Annotated in this window: 15 protein-coding genes; 11 read left to right on the plus strand and 4 right to left on the minus strand. The window is 36.5% G+C overall.

The features are described from left to right. The first annotated feature begins 17 nt into the window (after positions 1–17). The 5 genes from PXG98_RS14705 (at position 18) to PXG98_RS14725 (ending at position 8,962) form a co-directional block, all read left to right on the plus strand. Complete coding sequence (locus tag PXG98_RS14705) at positions 18–704, plus strand: LOG family protein (RefSeq protein WP_276392304.1); 687 nt, start codon at positions 18–20, stop codon at positions 702–704. A gap of 8 nt (positions 705–712) precedes the next feature. Next, positions 713–3,544: a gluzincin family metallopeptidase gene (locus PXG98_RS14710; RefSeq protein WP_276392305.1), complete on the plus strand. Its 2,832-nt coding sequence runs from the start codon at positions 713–715 to the stop codon at positions 3,542–3,544. A gap of 159 nt (positions 3,545–3,703) precedes the next feature. Then, positions 3,704–6,115, plus strand: coding sequence for an alpha-ketoacid dehydrogenase subunit alpha/beta (locus PXG98_RS14715; protein ID WP_276392306.1), 2,412 nt, complete (start codon positions 3,704–3,706; stop codon positions 6,113–6,115). 237 nt (positions 6,116–6,352) lie between these two features. Continuing rightward, on the plus strand, positions 6,353–8,551 hold the full coding sequence (locus PXG98_RS14720) for an aminotransferase class III-fold pyridoxal phosphate-dependent enzyme (protein ID WP_276392307.1): 2,199 nt from the start codon (positions 6,353–6,355) through the stop codon (positions 8,549–8,551). Between the two features lie 33 nt (positions 8,552–8,584). After that, on the plus strand, positions 8,585–8,962 hold the full coding sequence (locus PXG98_RS14725; protein WP_276392308.1) for a DoxX family protein: 378 nt from the start codon (positions 8,585–8,587) through the stop codon (positions 8,960–8,962). A 3-nt stretch (positions 8,963–8,965) separates the two neighbouring features. On the opposite strand, the gene holA is transcribed toward PXG98_RS14725, so the two are convergent. Beyond that, positions 8,966–9,970, minus strand: coding sequence for a DNA polymerase III subunit delta (gene holA / locus PXG98_RS14730; protein ID WP_276392310.1), 1,005 nt, complete (start codon positions 9,968–9,970; stop codon positions 8,966–8,968). Between the two features lie 26 nt (positions 9,971–9,996). Between holA and PXG98_RS14735 the strand changes: the two genes are divergently transcribed. The 3 genes from PXG98_RS14735 to PXG98_RS14745 all read left to right on the plus strand — a co-directional run bounded on the left by PXG98_RS14735 (position 9,997) and on the right by PXG98_RS14745 (position 12,415). Further along, positions 9,997–10,443, plus strand: a complete 447-nt coding sequence (locus PXG98_RS14735; protein WP_276392313.1) for a type I restriction enzyme HsdR N-terminal domain-containing protein — start codon at positions 9,997–9,999, stop codon at positions 10,441–10,443. A gap of 12 nt (positions 10,444–10,455) precedes the next feature. Continuing rightward, on the plus strand, positions 10,456–11,457 hold the full coding sequence (locus PXG98_RS14740) for a glycosyltransferase family 2 protein (protein ID WP_276392314.1): 1,002 nt from the start codon (positions 10,456–10,458) through the stop codon (positions 11,455–11,457). Positions 11,458–11,560: 103 nt separating this feature from the next. Beyond that, positions 11,561–12,415, plus strand: a complete 855-nt coding sequence (locus tag PXG98_RS14745; protein ID WP_276392316.1) for an OmpA/MotB family protein — start codon at positions 11,561–11,563, stop codon at positions 12,413–12,415. A 48-nt stretch (positions 12,416–12,463) separates the two neighbouring features. Here the strand turns inward: PXG98_RS14745 and PXG98_RS14750 are convergent, their stop codons facing one another. The 3 genes from PXG98_RS14750 to PXG98_RS14760 are packed head-to-tail and all read right to left on the minus strand — an operon-like array spanning position 12,464 to position 16,342. Next, positions 12,464–13,084: an L-threonylcarbamoyladenylate synthase gene (locus PXG98_RS14750; protein ID WP_276392318.1), complete on the minus strand. Its 621-nt coding sequence runs from the start codon at positions 13,082–13,084 to the stop codon at positions 12,464–12,466. Positions 13,085–13,101: 17 nt separating this feature from the next. After that, on the minus strand, positions 13,102–14,004 hold the full coding sequence (locus PXG98_RS14755; protein ID WP_276392321.1) for a glycoside hydrolase family 16 protein: 903 nt from the start codon (positions 14,002–14,004) through the stop codon (positions 13,102–13,104). Positions 14,005–14,020: 16 nt separating this feature from the next. Further along, the gene (locus PXG98_RS14760) at positions 14,021–16,342 is read right to left on the minus strand and encodes an ATP-dependent helicase (RefSeq protein WP_276392323.1); all 2,322 of its coding nucleotides are present in this window, start codon (positions 16,340–16,342) and stop codon (positions 14,021–14,023) included. A 124-nt stretch (positions 16,343–16,466) separates the two neighbouring features. Between PXG98_RS14760 and PXG98_RS14765 the strand changes: the two genes are divergently transcribed. The 3 genes from PXG98_RS14765 to PXG98_RS14775 all read left to right on the plus strand — a co-directional run bounded on the left by PXG98_RS14765 (position 16,467) and on the right by PXG98_RS14775 (position 19,183). Next, positions 16,467–17,015 carry a DsrE family protein gene (locus PXG98_RS14765; protein ID WP_276392324.1) on the plus strand — a complete coding sequence of 183 codons (549 nt, stop codon included), beginning with the start codon at positions 16,467–16,469 and terminating at the stop codon, positions 17,013–17,015. A 10-nt stretch (positions 17,016–17,025) separates the two neighbouring features. Further along, a complete protein-coding gene (locus tag PXG98_RS14770; RefSeq protein ID WP_276392325.1) occupies positions 17,026–18,303 on the plus strand; it encodes an amidohydrolase in 1,278 nt (425 codons plus the stop codon). 106 nt (positions 18,304–18,409) lie between these two features. Beyond that, a complete protein-coding gene (locus PXG98_RS14775; RefSeq protein WP_276392326.1) occupies positions 18,410–19,183 on the plus strand; it encodes a hypothetical protein in 774 nt (257 codons plus the stop codon). Positions 19,184–19,271: the final 88 nt, after the last annotated feature.

Here is a 19,271-nt window from a genome sequence, read left to right on the forward strand (position 1 = left end):
TGTAAATTATACGTGTAATGAGAAAAGGTAAGTATCACAAAGGATGGAATGAAATAAAGATTAATGATTCATGGGCCATTTTCAAGATCATGGGAGAATTTGTCAATGGCTTTGAAAAAATGAGTGCTATTGGTCCCTGTGTTACCATTTTTGGTTCGGCAAGAACAAAAGAAAAAGCGCCATACTATGAATTAACTGTGAGTATTGCAAAAAAGGTGTCAGAGGCTGGTTATGGAATAATCACTGGAGGTGGTCCGGGAATAATGGAAGCAGGAAACAGAGGAGCACATTTAGCCGGGGGTACTTCGGTAGGTTTAAATATTGATCTTCCTTTTGAACAGCACGATAATCCTTATATTGACGATGATAAGAGTTTGGATTTTGACTACTTTTTTGTACGAAAAGTAATGTTTGTAAAATACGCTCAAGCTTTTGTTGTTTTACCTGGTGGTTTTGGAACTCTTGATGAACTATTTGAAGCGATTACCCTAATTCAAACTAATAAAATAGGACGGTTTCCAATAATTCTTGTAGGCACATCCTTTTGGACTGGCCTTTTGGATTGGATTAAAACTACCATGCTCAATGAAGGTAATATCAGTCCGGAAGACATGGACCTAATTACGGTTGTAGATACGGAAGATGAAGTAGTTAGCATCATAGACTCTTTTTACAAAAGCCATACTTTAAGTCCTAATTTTTAGAGTATTTCATGGTAAACAAACGGTGGCTATATACTTCATGGATTCCCCTATTTCTTTTTTTGAATATAGGTCCTGTCTTTTCACAGCATGTTAATTCCCTTAAAGTAAGTCTAGAGGAAGAGACAAAGGATTTAAACATTCAACAAGAATTTGCTTACTTAAATACCTCTAAAGATACACTCACCGAGATATATTTTAATGATTGGGCTAATGCATATTCGGACAAAAATACCGCTCTAGCCGAGCGCTTTGGTGAAGAGTTTAAAAAAAGTCTTCATCTAGCCAAAGATAGGGACAGAGGTAAAACCCAAATCTTTAGCGTTGTCGATAACGAATACAGAGCCATTTCATGGCAAAGAACCGAAGGGAAAGATCTGGTTCGAGTAGTATTAAACAAAGCACTAGCTCCTGGAGAAACTGCGCAGTTCTTCATGACCTATACCGTAAAGCTGCCTCCCAATAGATATACGCCTTACGGTTATAATAATAATGGGGGTTACTATCTAAAAGACTGGTATATGACTCCTGCGGTTTACGAGGATACCTGGGAATTATATTCCAACAAAAATCTTGAAGATTTATATACGGGTAATACAAATACAAGAATAACTTTTACATATCCCGATTCGCTCTTTCTAGGAACAAATTTCCATGAGATTAGTATTTCTAAGTTGCCGGGAAAATTAGAAGCAAGTCTAGAAGGTATTAATAGAAAAAGCTGTGATATCATCTTAAATAAAAATAAGAAGTTTAATAAACATGTTACGGAAGAATTAATTGTTGTAACGGATATTCAGGCAGTTAAATATGACGAATTATCACAGGGTATTTCAATCAATAAAATCACCAAATTTATACATGATTATTTAGGAGACTACCCTTATGAGCAGCTTTTGGTGAGCAATGTAGATTTTATGAAGAATCCATTGTACGGTTTAAACCAGTTACCATCTTTTATTCGGCCCTATGAAAGGAAGTTTCAATTCGAAATGAAATTCCTTAAAACTGCTTTGAATGCCTATATGCGTGAGACCATTTTCCTCAATCCAAGAAAGGAAAAATGGGTGGAGGATGCCATTGTAAATTATCTTATGATTCGCTTTGTTGAACTTTATTATCCTAATCAAAAACTTCTGGGAAAACTCTCTAAAGGATGGCTTATTAAGGGCTTTCATTTAGCCCAAATGGATTTTAATGAACAGTACTCCTTTCTATATATGTTGATGGCCCGAAGGAACTTAGATCAGTCCTTAATAACCCAAAACGACTCCCTAATTAAATTCAATCAAAAAATTGCTAATACCTATAAGGCCGGACTTGGCTTGGCCTATTTAGCAGATTATGGCGGAATAGAACATATTGATGAGAGCATCAAAGAGTTTTATTCAAATTACAGACTACAGCCCGTTACTACCGCCGACTTTAAGAAGACTGTTGAAAAAAATGTTCCTAAAAACATAGGCTGGTTCTTTGACACCTATGTAGCAACTGATGCCAGAATAGACTATAAGATTAAGAAAATAGAAAAAACAGAAGACTCATTGTATGTTACCCTAAAAAATAAGACCGGTGTAAATGTTCCCATATCCCTTTTTGGCCTGGACAAAGATGAGGTTGTATCTAAATATTGGTTCGAGGGTATAAAGGAAGAGAGAACCGTTATTATTCCCAGGAGTTTTGAGAGGCGGCTGGTATTGAATTATGATCAGACGATCCCCGAATTTAATCAGCGAGATAACTGGAAGTCTTTAAAAAGCTTTTTTCTTACTAATAAAAAGTTGAAATTTCAGTTTTTAAAGGATGCAGAGGATCCATACTACAACCAGATTTTTTATATGCCTGTTTTAGGTTTTAATATTTATGACGGCCTTAGTGTTGGTATGCGCTTTACGAATAAGACGTTATTAGAAAGACCCTTTGTATTTGATTTTTCACCCTCTTATGCCTTTCGAGAAAAAACCTTGGTGGGTAGTGGGAGACTTAACTTAAGGCAATACCACAAAAACAAAAAACTATTTGTAACCAACTACTCAATTGGGGGTTCTTCTTTTCATTTTGAAACAAATTCAAGATATAGTACAGTAGTACCATCGGTTAGCTTTGGCTGGAGACCAAAAGATTTAATTAGCAACAAAAGGAAAACACTCTTTTTACGGTATGTTAACGTTTTTAGAGATATTGACCCAAGCTTAGATATTGAAACAGACCCAGATTATAGTGTACTTAATGCCCGTTTTATTAACTCAAACAATGGAATTATAGACTACTTTTCATGGTTTGCGGATGCCCAGCATTCAGCAGATTTTTCCAAGGTGGCTTTTAATTTAGAGTATAGAAAGCTTTTCGACAATAACACCCAATTAAACTTAAGGTTTTTCGCCGGAAAGTTTTTGCGTAACGAAACTAACTCGGACTATTTTAGTTTTGCCTTGGATAGACCAACAGATTATCTATTCGATTACAACTATTTAGGGAGGTCTGAAGATTCCGGACTTTTTAGTCAACAAATTATTATTGCAGAAGGAGGTTTTAAATCAAAACTTCAAAATCCATTTGCCAATGACTGGATGATAACCACCAATGGAAGTGTAAACATCTGGAAGTGGATAGAGGCTTATGGAGATATTGGTTTTATTAAAAATAAAGGAGAAAGTTCTCGCTTTGTATATGATTCTGGGATAAGGCTAAATCTTCTTACCGATTACTTTGAATTGTATTTTCCTGTCTACTCAAACAATGGATGGGAAATTGCACAGCCCAATTATGGTGAAAAAATCAGGTTTATCGTTACTTTAAGTCCTAAAACCTTATTGGGTCTTTTTACAAGGAAATGGTTCTAATAATTTTACACTATTCTTAATAAATTTGTTATTTATTAGAATATTTTTAAAATTACTGCCATATTTTGATAAAATATTGTGTTTTCGTTACCTAGAAAGCCGATTTTTTGATTGCAAAAACCAAGGTGTTTTGCTATTTTTGTGCCAAACAGAACCCGAATGGACGTAAAACCTAAGACAAGTGATGACATTTCTTTTGAGGACTTCAGAGATCAAATACTCAAAGACTATGAAATTGCGGTAACAAGTAGGGAATGCAGTTTATTGGGAAGACGAGAAGTTCTGACGGGAAAGGCAAAATTTGGGATCTTTGGGGATGGAAAAGAACTGCCGCAGTTGGCCATGGCCAGATCATTTAGAAATGGTGATTTTAGAAGTGGTTATTATAGAGATCAGACGTTTATGATGGCTATAGACCTTCTTAGTCCAAAAGAATTTTTCCACGGTCTTTACGCCACCACAGATATAAAAAAAGAGCCCATGAGTGCAGGTAGGCAAATGGGAGGGCATTTTGGGACTTATAGCATAAACGAAGATGGTTCCTGGCGGGATCTAACTGCGCAAAAAAATAGTAGTGCTGATATATCTCCTACTGCAGGACAAATGCCCAGACTTCTTGGATTGGCACAAGCTTCAAAGATTTACAGAAAAGTAAAAGAAACAAATAGTAGTGGCTTTTCTATTGACGGTAATGAGGTTGCTTGGGGTACCATCGGCAATGCAAGTACCAGTGAGGGTCATTTTTTTGAAACAGTTAATGCAGCAGGTGTATTACAGGTTCCCATGGTGATTAGTATTTGGGATGATGAGTTTGGAATATCGGTACCGGCAAAATATCAAACTACAAAAGAAGATATCTCTGAGATTTTAAAAGGCTTTCAAAGAGACAATAGCAGCAAAGGTTTTGAAATTATTAAGGTTAAAGGTTGGGATTACACAGCCTTAATTCATGCCTATGAGAATGCCTCGGAATTGGCAAGAGAAGAACATATCCCTATTTTAATCCATGTAATTGAGCTAACACAACCACAGGGGCACTCCACATCAGGTTCACATGAACGATATAAAAGTGAAGAAAGACTAAAATGGGAGTCGCTAAATGACTGTAATAAACGTTTCAAAGAATGGATTTTAGAAAATAAAATTGCAGATGAGGCCGCTTTGAGTGAAATGGAGCAAAGGATTAAAAAGGAGGTAAGAACGGCCAAAAAAGAAGCGTGGTTAGAATATCTTAAACCACATAAATCTGCTAAAAAAGACTTAGTTCAATTACTAGATAATCTTGCTAAAAAAAGCCCCAATAGAGCCTTTATAACCAAATTAAAAAATGATCTGATAGCTATAGAAGAACCTTTGAAAAAAGATCTGGCCTCAAAATCAAGAAAAGCACTTAGGTATGTAATCGGAGAAAAAACTTCTGAAAAAACTTCTCTTGTAAATTGGATAAATGCGTTTTTAGAAGATTCTCAAAATAAGTTTAGCACACATCTTTATAGTGAGTTAGAGAATAGAGCAGTTAATGTAGAGGCTGTTTTACCGACCTACGACGAGAGTCCTGAAATGGTGGATGGTCGTGTAATCCTTCGAGATAATTTTGATCAGTTATTTGGCAACTATCCCAATGCCCTAGTGTTTGGGGAAGATAGTGGCGCCATAGGTGATGTTAACCAAGGCTTGGAGGGACTACAAAAAAAATACGGAAGTCTTAGGGTAGCAGATACTGGGATTAGAGAATCTACCATCATTGGTCAAGGAATCGGACTTGCGCTAAGAGGACTGAGACCAATTGCAGAAATTCAATATTTAGACTATTTACCATATTGTCTACAAACTTTAAGTGATGATTTGGCAACCCTATTATATAGAACCGTCGGTAAACAAAAAGCTCCGCTGATTATTAGAACTAGAGGACATCGATTAGAGGGTATATGGCATTCCGGCTCGCAAATGGGCGGAATAATACACTTTTTACGAGGTATATATATCTTAGTTCCTAGGAATATGACGAAAGCTGCCGGTTTTTACAACACTTTAATGAAAAGTGATGAGCCGGCATTAATAGTAGAAAGTCTAAATGGGTACAGATTAAAAGAACCCAGACCCAATAATTTAAGTGAAATATCTACACCCATAGGCGTAGCGGAAGTGGTAAAACCCGGGACTCATATTACCTTGGTCTCTTATGGTTCAACTCTTAGAATAGTACTTGGTGTTTGCAAAGAATTACAAGAAGTAGGTATCAATGCAGAGGTTGTTGACGCACAATCCCTTTTACCATTCGATTTAAATTGTACCGTTTTAGAGAGTCTAAAAAAGACGAATAAACTACTGGTAATTGATGAAGATGTTCCAGGAGGTTGTGCTGCTTACTTAATGCAAGACATTGTGGAAAGACAGGGCGCTTATGAATACCTCGATAGCCCGCCTAAAACTTTGACAGCTAAAGCACATAGGCCAGCATATGCCTCGGATGGAGACTATTTTTCTAAACCAAATGCAGAAGATATTTTTGAGAAGGTCTACGAGATGATGCACGAGTACAATCCGGCAGAATATCCAAGTCTCCGCTAAAGAGATCCTTCAATATATTGCTATTAAAGGAAGCAAAGAGCCTTATCTACAGACACCTTTATTATTGGCAATAATTTATATTCTATATTCCATCTAAGCTCATGGATATTCTTTTATACATTCTTTTGTGTATTCTTTTATTACGCGTAGTTTAGAGTTCAAAATAAGTTAGTGGAGAACGATATTACTTTAATTTTACTTAAACACTATTCCATCGCATCTTTTAAGCATGACAAAATGGAGGGCTATTCTAGTCTTAATTATAAAATATCTACCCCAAACAAGAATTACGTTCTAAAAATATATCCTTTTTCTCAGAATTTAGTGAGCATCCTAGAAGCGGAAAATGCTGTTCTTAAAAAACTGGAAAGTCTTAAGGCATATGATTTTCCAAAAGTAATTTATAGTCATACTAGGGATGAGCTGGTAATAGAAGGAGCCTTTATTTATAGATTACTTTCCTATGTGGAGGGGTCGCTTTTGGCCGAAGTAAATCAGAGTTCAGAACTTCTTGGCAGTTTTGGAACATTTCTTGGACAGATAAATCTAACCTTAAGGAAGCTAGAAAACCAAATTATTAAGGGAATTGAGACAGTTTGGGATTTACGTCATTTTTCAAAAAATAAAGATTTTGTCCATTACATTTCAGACCCGAAAGATAGAAGTTTAGTAAATTATTTTTTTCTTCAATATGAGCTAAATATAAGACCTCATTACTACCATTTAAGGTGTAGTATTATCCACAACGATGCTAACGACTATAACGTATTGGTTCATGGAAATGAGACTAGCGGTATAATAGATTTTGGGGATATGTGCTATACTTGGCTTATAAACGAGCTGGCCGTGGCACTTACCTATATAATGATGAACTCGGATAATCCGATAAAAAAAGCTCTGCCCTTGTTACAGGCCTATAATAATGAAATAGCTTTAGAGCCTCTTGAAATTAAAGTTCTATACTATCTCATAGCAGCCAGACTTTGTACAAGTGTTTGTAACTCAGCTTATACAAAAAGGGAAAGATCAAATTCTTCCTACGTCACTATTAGTGAGGAAGGTGCTTGGAAACTCCTTAAAAAGTGGCTTACGATAAACCCTCTTAAGGCGGAAGAGGAATTTGCAAAAGCCTGTTATCTAGCCCCAATTTCAATTGATTCGGTAACTGATTTGCGTTTAAAACGGAAAAAACACTTAAGTGAAAGCTTGTCTCTAAGTTATTCTGAACCAATTGAAATGTACCAATCGGCATTTCAATATATGTACAGCAGGCAAGGAGACACCTATCTTGATGCTTATAATAATATTATGCTCGTTGGTCATTCCCATCCGGATTTAATAGCCGCGGCGAACTTTTCTTTGGGGCGATTAAACACGAATACACGATATTTATATCCAGAATTAACGACGTATTCTGAAAGACTTCTTGCCAAATTTCCTCAGGAGCTAAATAAGGTCTTCTTTGTAAATTCTGGTAGTGCCGCCAGTGACCTAGCTATTAGACTCGCGAGATGGCATACCAAAAAGGAAGGTGTCGTAGGCATAGAACATGGATATCATGGAAATACCTCCATGGGAATTGCTATTAGCCATTATAAATTTAAAAACAACAAAAATGATTTAAGCAATACGAAGGTGGCAACAGTCCCTATGCCTAAAATAAAGGAGTCTGCAGAAGAGAAAATTAAAATCAATGGTTCTTATTTGGCCAAACAAGCAATAAGGCAACTAGAAGAAACAAAAGAAGAAATAGCGGCCTTTATTGCTGAACCCGTAATGGGATGTGGAGGGCAAGTACCTCTCCCTCCGGGCTATTTGGAAGAAATTTATACTTTCATCAGGGCGTGTGGAGGGGTTTGTATAAGTGATGAGGTACAGGTTGGATTTGGTAGGTTAGGAGACTCTTTTTGGGGCTTCCAACAACACGATATAATCCCAGACATCGTAATTCTTGGCAAACCTATGGGAAACGGCCATCCGATTGGAGCTGTGGTTACAACAAGTGAAATTTCAAAAACTTTTGAAAGCGGTCCCGAATTTTTTAGCTCTTTTGGTGGAAATCCGGTTTCCTGTGCCATTGGGCTTTCTGTTTTGAATATTATAGAAAAAGAAGGTTTACAAAAGCATGCAAAAGAGGTGGGCAGTTTTTTAATAAATGCTCTCTTGTGCTTAAGCAAAAAATATCCTGAAATTTATGAGGTAAGGGGTTTGGGTCTTTTTCTTGGGATAGAATTTATCACAGATAAAGGGGGTCCTAACACAGAATTAGCAAAGTTCATAAAAGAAGGCCTAAAGGAAAAACATATACTTACAAGTACCGATGGTCCTCATAATAATGTCTTAAAAATTAAACCCCCTCTGTCTTTCTCTAAAACAGATGCTACTTTGTTAGTAAACAGTTTAGATGCAATAATGCAAACAAAAAGAGAAAAATAAAAAAGTATATTTGAAATTCAAATCTTATAGTATATGAAGAATACATTGCAAAGCGATATTGGAAAATTAATCCTTCGTGTTTTTCCGTCTATGTTTATGCTTACTCACGGGATACCGAAATTACAAAAAACGCTCAATGGCGATTTTAGCTTTGGCAATCCACTTGGGATTGGGGAGGCACCAAGTCTATTTTTAGCCATTATTGCGGAAGTAGTTTGTCCTATTTTAATCATTGTAGGATACAGAACCCGATGGGCCAGTATACCAGTCATTATTACCATGTCTGTGGCCGCCTTTATTGTACATCAAACGGATGGCTTTAAAAGAAAAGAAATGGCTCTGGTGTATTTGGTTTGCTTTTTGGCTATTGCACTGATTGGCCCAGGGAAATTTAGCTTAGACCGCAAATAAGATTCAGATAATTCTGACCAGCAATTCTTTTAATAAATCGGCATGAGACATTGCAGTAGTTCCGACTCCTTTGCCCTTAAGGTCCATTTCTCTTAAAGTCCCTATAATAGAACTAACACTTTTCATTGGATAATTTCTGGCCGCCACCTGAAACTCACTAACAAAATAAGGGTTTATTCGTAAAGTGGAGGCAACATTTTTTGGACTATGGTCAGTTAAACCGTGATATTGTAGTAGTTGTGAGAAAAAATTTTGCAACAGTGCTAGGGTAATTACAAAAGGATTGTCCTTTGGGTTCTCGGAAAAATATTTAATGATTTTAGTTGCCTTTAAAACATCCTTCTCCCCTATTGCTTTTTTTAATTCAAAATTGTTGTAGTCTTTGCTGATACCAATATGTTGCTCAATATGATCGGGATTTATCTGAATATTTTTTGGCAGAATAAACTCTAACTTCTCTAACTCTTTATTAATCTTGCTCAAGTCTGTTCCTAAGTATTCTACTAACAGTATAGCCGCCTTATGCGAGATGGCATATCCCCTACCCTTCAACGTCAGTCGAATCCATTCCGAAACCTGATTTTCATAGAGTTTCTTACTATTAAATATTAGGCCATTATGTTTACTAAGAGTTTTATAAAGTTTTTTCCGTCTATCTATGGTTTTATATTTAAAGCAAATTACCAATACCGTAGATTCTTGAGGATTCTCCACATAGTCTGATAATTGCTCTATAGTCCTGGATAGATGCTGCGCCTCTTTTATAATTAAGACCTGTTTCTCTGACATCATAGGATAGCGCTTGGCATTCGAGACAATTTGCTCAATACTAGTTTCCTTTCCATAGAGTAGCATTTGATTAAAAGCCTTTTCCTCTTCACTAAGGACATTAGTTGCAATATATTCGGATATTTTATCGATATAATAGGTCTCCTCGCCCATCAAAAAATAAACCGGTCTAAATATCTTATTCCGAATATCACTAACAATTTGTTTTACTTCGTCCATCCAAAAAAAATTATCAACTTTGCTAAATGCTGGCGCTTAACTTTCCTACCTATCAGTTTCGAATCAAAAATAGCGAAAATTCAAGGCAGATTTTTGATATTATTCGCAAAAAGTTTGTATCCCTGCAGCCTGAAGAGTGGGTTAGACAAAATACGATTCGCTATCTCACGGCAAACAAGCAGTATCCGGTTTCTTTAATTGGAGTAGAAAAGATGATTCTCCTAAATGACCTTAAAAAAAGAGCCGATATTTTGGTCTATAATTCTGACGGAAGCATAAAAATCCTAGTAGAATGTAAGGCACCAAGTGTAAAAATAACCCAGGCTACATTTGACCAAATTGCACGATATAACCTAAAAATTAAGGCAGAGTATTTAATGGTTACCAATGGTATGGAGCACTTTTATTGTCTTATGGACTACGAAAAAGAAAAATATACTTTTTTAAGGCAAATTCCTGATTTTAGCCGTTAATTTGCAAGCGTTTTGAAGATAGCAATTGTAATACTTAATTGGAATGGTGAAGCGCTTTTAGAGCGCTATTTACCTTCTGTAATAGGCTTTTCCCCTGAAGCTGAAGTATATGTTGCAGATAATGCCTCTACAGATGGCTCCATAAGTTTTGTCCAAAAAAATCATCCATCGGTAAAGATTATACGCAATGCCGAGAATGGCGGTTTTGCTAAAGGTTACAACGACGCACTCGCTCATATTAAGGCAGATATCTTTTGTTTACTAAACTCAGATGTTGAAGTCTCAACGGGATGGCTAGAGCCAATTAAAAAAGCCTTTATTGAGCTTCCAAAGGCAGCAATAATACAGCCGAAAATACTCGACCTGTTAAAAAAAGATCATTTTGAATACGCTGGTGCAGCAGGAGGATTCTTAGATAAATTGGGCTATCCTTTTTGTCGGGGAAGAATTTTTCAGACTGTAGAAAAGGACCAGGGACAGTATGATAATACCCAAGAGATTTTTTGGGCAACTGGTGCTTGTATGTTTATTAAAAGTGAGGTGTTTTTTGATTTAGAAGGGTTCGATGAAGACTACTTTGCCCATCAGGAAGAGGTTGACCTCTGTTGGAGGGCACATAATAAAGGATATGGTGTATACTATGTTGGAAATTCCAAGGTATACCATCTTGGAGGATCTACACTGAGCAACATGAATCCTAAAAAAACGTATTTAAATTTTAGAAATTCTTTATTTTCCATCACCAAGAACTTGCCAAGAAGAAAAGCTTTTATCATAATTTTCTTGCGCCTAATTCTTGATGGCATTGCGGCAATTAGATTTGTTTTAATGGCTAAACCTGAACACTGTTTCGCTATAATCAGGGCGCATTTAAGTTATTATAGGCAAATAAAAAAAATGCTGAAGAAGCGGGAAAAACGGAGTTTTGTCACTTCCTATTACATTACGACGTCCATTATATGGTCTTATTTCGTAAATCAAATAAAGTATTTTAACATTTTAGTAAAAGATTAACTAATTTTGATAAATCTTAGGAAACCAAATGTTCTAATTTTACATTTAATCTATGTACTAGGGTATTAAATAAACAAACAATTAAATTATATAAACATCTATTATGAAAAAAGTTATTTTTGGTTTTTTAGGGATGGCCGTTTTGTTATCTTCTTGTGTCTCCCAGAAGAAATATGCAGATCTAGAAAGTAAGCAAAAGGAAACACAAGATCTACTGAATTCTGCTACGGTTAAACTTAACAATTGTCTTGAAGAAAGCGCCACAGCTTCTGCGAAGCTTCAAACTTTACAAGATCAGAATGCATTTTTAAAAGCAAACAATCAGGAGTTAATCAACAATATGGGGAATCTCACTACTTTGACTACCAAAGGTGCTGAGAATTTAGAAAAGTCCCTTGAGAGTTTACAAGAAAAAGATCTCACAATCCGTAAATTGCAAAATGCTATTACTAGAAGAGATTCTGTAAATCTTGCTTTAGTTCAAAGTCTTAAAGGTGTACTGGGTAATTTAGATGATGAAGACATTGAAATCAGTGTAGAAAAGGGCGTGGTATTTGTATCCATTTCTGACAAATTGTTATTTAGAAGTGGAAGTTACAACGTAACAGCCAGAGCTAAAGAAGTTTTAGGTAAAGTTGCTCAGGTAGTTAATAATAAGCCCGACTTCGAATTTATGGTTGAAGGTCATACAGATGATGTGCCTTATAGAAAAAATGGTGCTCTTTTAGATAACTGGGATTTAAGTGTTAAGCGTGCAACTTCAGTTGTTCGTATACTACAAAACGATTATAATGTTGATCCAAAGCGTATGACTGCTGCAGGAAGAGCGGAATTTGTTCCAATCTCACAAACGGATAAAGCTAAAAATAGAAGGACCAGAATCGTAGTATTACCTAAAATTGATCAATTTTATAGTATGATTGAAGAGGGTATGAAAGATCCAGCTATAAACGACTAAAAATTCATCTTAGTCTTATTAAAAACCGCGGCAAATGCCGCGGTTTTTTTATATAATATCAAGAGATCCCTTACCTTCCCTCAAAATTTTTGGTAAGTCATCGGAAAGATCTATTACCGTAGAAGCCAAATTACCACCATAACCCCCATCAATTACCAGATCTACTATGCTTTTCCATTTCTCGTAAATTAATTCTGGATCTGTTGTATATTCTAATAATTCATCTTCGTCTCTTATGGAAGTAGAAACAATTGGATTTCCTAAACCGGCAACGATTGCATGAGTAATAGTATTATCGGGGATACGAATGCCCACCGTTTTCTTTTTCTTAAAGATTTTGGGCAGCTTATTACTTCCCGTCAAAATAAACGTATATGGCCCGGGCAAAGCCCTTTTTAGTATCTTAAAAGTAGGCGTATCTATTTGCCTTGCATAGTCCGATAGGTTACTTAAATCCGCACAGACAAAAGACCAATTTGCTTTTTCCAATTTTATTCCCTTTATCCTGGCAATTCTTTCCATGGCCTTTGTATTGGTAATATCACACCCAAGACCATAAACGGTATCGGTAGGGTATATTATTAGTCCGCCTTTTTGTAATACCGTTACTACCTTGGCTATTTCCTTAGGGTTGGGGTTTTCCGGATATAATTTTATAAACTGACTCATGGATCCTGTAAATATCTTTATTTAACCTGATACACTCTAACATAGTCTACTTCCATTGTTGCAGGAAAGATGGTATCATCTACACCATAAATACCTCCCCAATCGCCCCCTACTGCGATATTCATTAAGAAATAAAATGGTTTTGAAAATGGCCAATTATCATAATTGGAGTTAGCCGGTCTTTGAAAATTCAGTTGAATATTATTAATATCATCGATGTAAAACTTAATATACTTATCCGTCCATAGAAGGCCATATATATGAAATTCTTCTTCAATAGATTCCAGGGGTACAGGACCAGAGGTTATTTGTGTTCCATTCTTGTGATTATTGGCTGTACTGTGTATTGAAAAATGGGTCTGATTGGGCTCAAAACTAACATATTCCATAATGTCTATTTCTCCACATGCCGGCCATCCTACGGTGTGTATATCATACCCAAGCATCCATAAAGCAGGCCAAATTCCATTTCCTTTATCTTCAGGCATTTTAGCCTTGAATTCCATGCGGCCGTAACGAAATTGTTTAACGGAATTAAGACGTGTTGAGGTATAACGTGCTCCATCTGCAAAACCTTCCTTCTTTTTAGCGATAATTTTTAAAGTCCCATTACTTACTTCAATATTATCGTTTACAACATAATCCTGCAATTCATTATTACCCCAACCGTGAGAACCAGTTTCAAAAGTCCAGTTTTCATTAAGTATTTCCGTTCCGTCAAATTCATCAGCCCATACCAATTCTGCGTTGTCCCAATAATCCTCGGCATAAACATCTAAAAGCACCTCCTCTTCCACTTCCTCTTGTATTTCTTCAAAAACTTCTTGAGAATTAGAACTAGAGCAGCTAGTCAAAATACCAAAAAAAATAAATGTACTCCACTCTTTAAAACAAGAGACTGTCTTATTTCTTATTTTCATCTTTTAAAGCATTTTTTTAGTTAATCACTTCTAAACGAGCAAAACGTAATAAAAGCTTTTTTATATCTCCTTTTTCAAATCTTATCTCTGCTTTTTTATCATTCCCCACGCCCTCAACTTTAAGCACTTTGCCTCTGCCAAACCTCGTATGATTAACCAAGGTACCCTCTGCTAAATTGAGTTGCTCTTTAGTGTTTTCGGTGGGATTTGCCAGTTGTGGTTTTAACTTTCTTAATTTCCGAAGCTGACTGGCATTGGGAGAAATAGAATTTGGTGGCGTAGAATTAGTTGGTTTTACCTGTCGAAACTTAGATTTATCCACCTCCCCAAAAATATCTGAACTAACCAAAGGCTTAAATCTATAGCTATCTACTGGGGTGAGGTTTTCCACATATTTTTCATCTATTTCTTCTAAAAACCTACTAGGCTCTGCATCAATTAACTTACCCCATCTATACCTGTTCTGAGTATAGGTTAAATAAGCTTGCTTTTCTGCTCTTGTCAGCGCTACATAAAAAAGTCTTCTTTCTTCTTCCAATTCACTTCGTGTATTCATACTCATAGCAGAAGGAAACAAATCTTCTTCCATCCCCACTACATATACATAAGGAAATTCCAAACCTTTCGCCAAATGAATAGTCATCAATGCTACTCTGTCTTCATCGCCAGTATCTTTGTCCAAGTCTGTAGCAAGGGCTACGTCTTCAAGAAACTCTGTTAAATCACCTTTAGCCTCTGCCAATTCTTTCTGTCCTTCCACAAAGTCTTTGATACCGTTTAGAAGTTCTTCAATATTTTCCATTCGGGCAATTCCTTCCGGAGTACCGTCCTTCTTAAATTCTAATAATAAGCCTGTTTTTTTTGCAACGTGTTCAGCAATAGTAAAAGCATCTGTGCTTTCATTCATAATCTGAAAACTTTTGATCATAATTACAAAGTCTTCTAACTTGCGTTTTGTCCCTGAATTAATTTTAAGATCCATTTGGGATAGGTGTTCCATGATCTCAAAAATAGACTTGTTGTACTGATTGGCTGCAACGGTTAACCTGTCTATAGTGGTTTGTCCAATTCCTCTTGTCGGAAAATTAATAACTCTTTTTAAAGCTTCTTCGTCATTTGAATTTATGATCAATCGCAAATACGACAATACATCTTTAATCTCTTTTCTTTGATAAAAAGATAAGCCCCCATATATTCTATAGGGAATATCTCTTTTGCGCAAACCATCTTCAATAGCCCTAGACTGAGAATTGGTTCTATATAATACCGCAAAATCTCCGTTTGGCAATTGCTCTTGCATCTTATGCTCAAAAATAGAACCCGCTACATAGCGGCCCTCTTCGGCATCAGTTGGGCTCCTATGTATTCTGATTGGGGAACCTTCGTCATTATCTGTCCAGACTACTTTCTCAAGTTGATTTTTATTATGTGCAATAATGGTATTCGCAGCATTCACAATATTTTTAGTTGATCGATAATTCTGTTCCAATCTGTAGACACTTACATCATCATAGTCTCTTTGAAAATTCAGAATATTTGAAATATTTGCCCCTCTAAAAGAGTAAATACTTTGCGCGTCGTCTCCAACCACACAGATGTTCTGATATCTATCGGCCAATGCCTTTACTATTAAATATTGGGAGTGATTTGTATCCTGATACTCATCTACAAGTATATACTTAAAACGTTCTTGATATTTCATCAACACCTCCGGAAATCTATTCAAAAGCTCATTAGTACGAAGTAGTAAATCATCAAAATCCATAGCTCCTGCCTTAAAGCAACGGTCTACATAGTTTTGGTAAATCTCCCCAAGTCTAGGACGCTTTGCCATGGCATCTGCTTCCATTAACTCCGGGTTCTGGAAATACGCCCGGACGGTGATAAGACTATTCTTATAGGACGAGATTCTATTTTGAACCTGCTTGTATTTATACACATCCTTATCTAATCCCATTTCTTTAATAATTGAGGAGATCAGACGTTGAGAATCCTGGGTGTCGTATATAGTAAAATTACTAGGATAGCCTAATTTATTACCATCGAATCTTAATAGGCGGGCAAAAACAGAATGAAACGTCCCCATCCAGAGATTCTTTGCTTCCGAACCCCCAACAATAGTGGCTATCCTCTTCTTCATCTCCCTTGCCGCCTTATTCGTAAATGTCAGAGCAAGAATATTAAACGGATCTACCCCCTGACTCATTAAATGGGCAATTCTATAGGTTAGTACTCTGGTCTTACCAGAACCCGCCCCCGCAATTACCATTAAAGCCCCTTCCTTCTGTAAAACAGGTCCCCTCTGGGCTTCATTTAATTCATCAATAAAATTGCTCAAAACATCATTTAATTTATGCTGTGAATTTAGCCATATTTCCTTTGAGGAAAAAATGGTGACTTAATAATTCATAGGAAAGGTTTAGATTTCATTGCATTTTGAATATATTTAGAAAATATAGCTTATGGTGACTAACAAGACATATCTTATCGGACTTTTATTTCTTTTGCTTTTTTGTCTTACAATACAGGCTCAAGAAAAAAAATCCGGACCTATCCTCAAAGATTATGGGACAGTATGGTCGGTACAGAATCCAGATTTTACTACACAAAAGAATACAGTTTATAAAGTGGTCTTCGACATAATGAATAGTCCGGATTCGCCTAAAGAATTAAACCGAAGTATAGAAACCGCTGCTCGTTTCCTAAATATGCATACACAGGCAGGGGTTCCTTTAGAAAACCTTAAAGTTGCTTTGGTGGTGCATAATATGGCTTCTAAAGATCTTTTAGATAGTAAGTTTTATGAAACAAAATACAGTGTTGACAATCCCAATCAGCAATTAATAGAAGGTCTACTAAAGGCAAATGTTTCTGTTATTTTTTGTGGGCAATCATCCCTTTCTAGGGAAATACCCATAACGGAAACCATAGAGGGCACCCAGCTTGCGCTTTCCGCTATGACGGCACTTATTCTGCTTCAAAACCAAGGCTATCGTCTAATTAAATTCTAATATATTACCTATGCAAAAGCATGTATTTATCATTTTACTGCTCTCAGTAACCACCTTGTTTTCTCAACAAGTCTTGTCCGAAGAAATATATAATTCTATGGAAGAAAAAGTCATAACCTGGAGGAGAGAGATCCACAAGAATCCAGAATTGTCGAATAGAGAATTTCAGACAGCAGAAAAAATTAGTGCACATCTGAAGTCTTTGGGAATCGAGGTTCAAACGGGAGTTGCTCATACAGGAGTTGTAGGAATTATTAAGGGAAGTAAACCGGGAAAGGTAGTTGCCTTAAGAGCAGATATTGACGCCCTGCCTGTCACGGAACGTAATGATCTAGAATTTAAATCGCAGGTTACCTCAGAATTTCTAGGAAAAAAAGTAGGGGTTATGCACGCCTGTGGTCATGACACCCATACAGCTATTTTGATGGGTGTAGCAGAGATCATGTCCAAAAATAAAAATAAGATAAGGGGTACGGTAAAGTTTATTTTCCAACCGGCAGAAGAAGGTCCGCCACCTGGAGAAGAAGGCGGAGCCTTGTTAATGGTAAAAGAGGGGGTCTTAAAAAATCCGGATGTTGATGTTATTTTTGGTTTGCACATAAATTCAGCTACGCCTGTTGGGGTTATCCGATATAAGTCGGGTGGTGCTATGGCAGCAGCACAACGCTTTGTGATAAACGTAAGTGGAAAACAAACCCATGGTTCACAGCCGTGGTCAGGAGTTGATCCTATATATATAAGCGCGAAAATAATTGACGGATTGCAGTCTATTGTTAGCAGAGAAGTCACCCTTACCAAGGAAGCTGTTGTTATCTCTGTGGGTAAAATTCAAGCCGGAGTTCGTTCCAATATCATTCCAGAAAGCGCCGAAATGATCGGTACCATCCGAACTCTGGATTACGATATGCAAAAAAAGGTGAATTTAAGAATGACAGAAATGGTAAGGGATATTGCAAAAGCATATAATGGAGAAGCTACCATTGTAATTGAAAACTCTACTGATATTACGTATAATGATCCCGCATTGGTTGCTGAAATGATTCCTACCCTGGAAAGAATTGCGGGAAAGGAAAATGTTCTAACACAGAATGCAATTACCGGGGCAGAGGATTTTTCTTATTTTCAGAGAGAAGTACCCGGATTCTTCTTTTTTCTTGGAGGAATGACTCCAGGGAATACAGAGGCTTTTCCTCACCATACCCCTGATTTTAAAATAGACGACAGTGGCCTTCTGTTAGGAGTTAAGGCTCTTACGGAGTTAACTATGGACTATTTAAACAACAATTAATGATTGGAACAAGTTAAAAAATACCTCGGCTACCTAAAATAGATTATTTTTGTGGGCTGTATTTCCACTTAGAGAATTGAGACTAATTTAAAAATCCATGTAACTCATGAATAAACGAATATTTGTAGCCTGTATTCTGGCCCTTACAGGCTTAGGTCTAACGGCCCAAAGTAAGAAAGATTTAATGGCAGAAGTAAATAATCTGCAGTCCGAGTTGGAAGCCACCAAAACCGAATTAGTAGAAGCAAAAAAGAATGCAAAGGTCAGTGAGGCCCAAGCCGCTTCTTATGAATCTCAGCTAGCAGAAGTTCAGGCGAATAATGCTACTCTCTTGACCAATCTAAACAATTTTACAGAGCAGTCTAATCAGAAGTTGGATAATTTAAGTGGGGTAATGGAAACCCTTAGAAAAAAAGAGGAAGAATTAAAATTCATTAATGAATCTTTGACCAGCAATGATTCTATTTCGTTAATAGTGCTGACCAATTTTAAACAAACCTTGGGAGAATCGGCAAACATCGGTGTAGAAAAAGGAGCTATTACGGTTATTATGCCATACAGCTCTCTTTTTGATGGCAATGGAAATACCACAAAACTAAAGGGTAATGCAGACGAGACAATTGCTAAAATCGCATCTGTCCTAAAGTCTAATCCGCAGATGATAATGAGCATTGAAAATCAGACAGCCGAAACAAGTAGTTATGCCAGTGTTTTAGCACAAAGTGGTTCTCTTATTACCGCCTTTGGAGAAACGCATGCTATTCCGTCCGATAGAATGATTCTAACCAGAACTACCAACCCTTCAAATACAATTAGGTTTAAAATCCATCCGGATTTTAATTCTTTTTATCTCCAATTAAGGCAAAATATGAAGAAATAGGCCAACAATGTATTTGAATAGGGCCTAGCCGTAGTTGGAGAATAATTTTTTTTGCAATTCATCGTTGTAAGTGCATAACCAAACTAAA

The sequence above is a fragment of the Eudoraea chungangensis genome, from assembly GCF_029360665.1.
GTDB classification, from domain to species: Bacteria; Bacteroidota; Bacteroidia; order Flavobacteriales; family Flavobacteriaceae; genus Eudoraea; species Eudoraea chungangensis.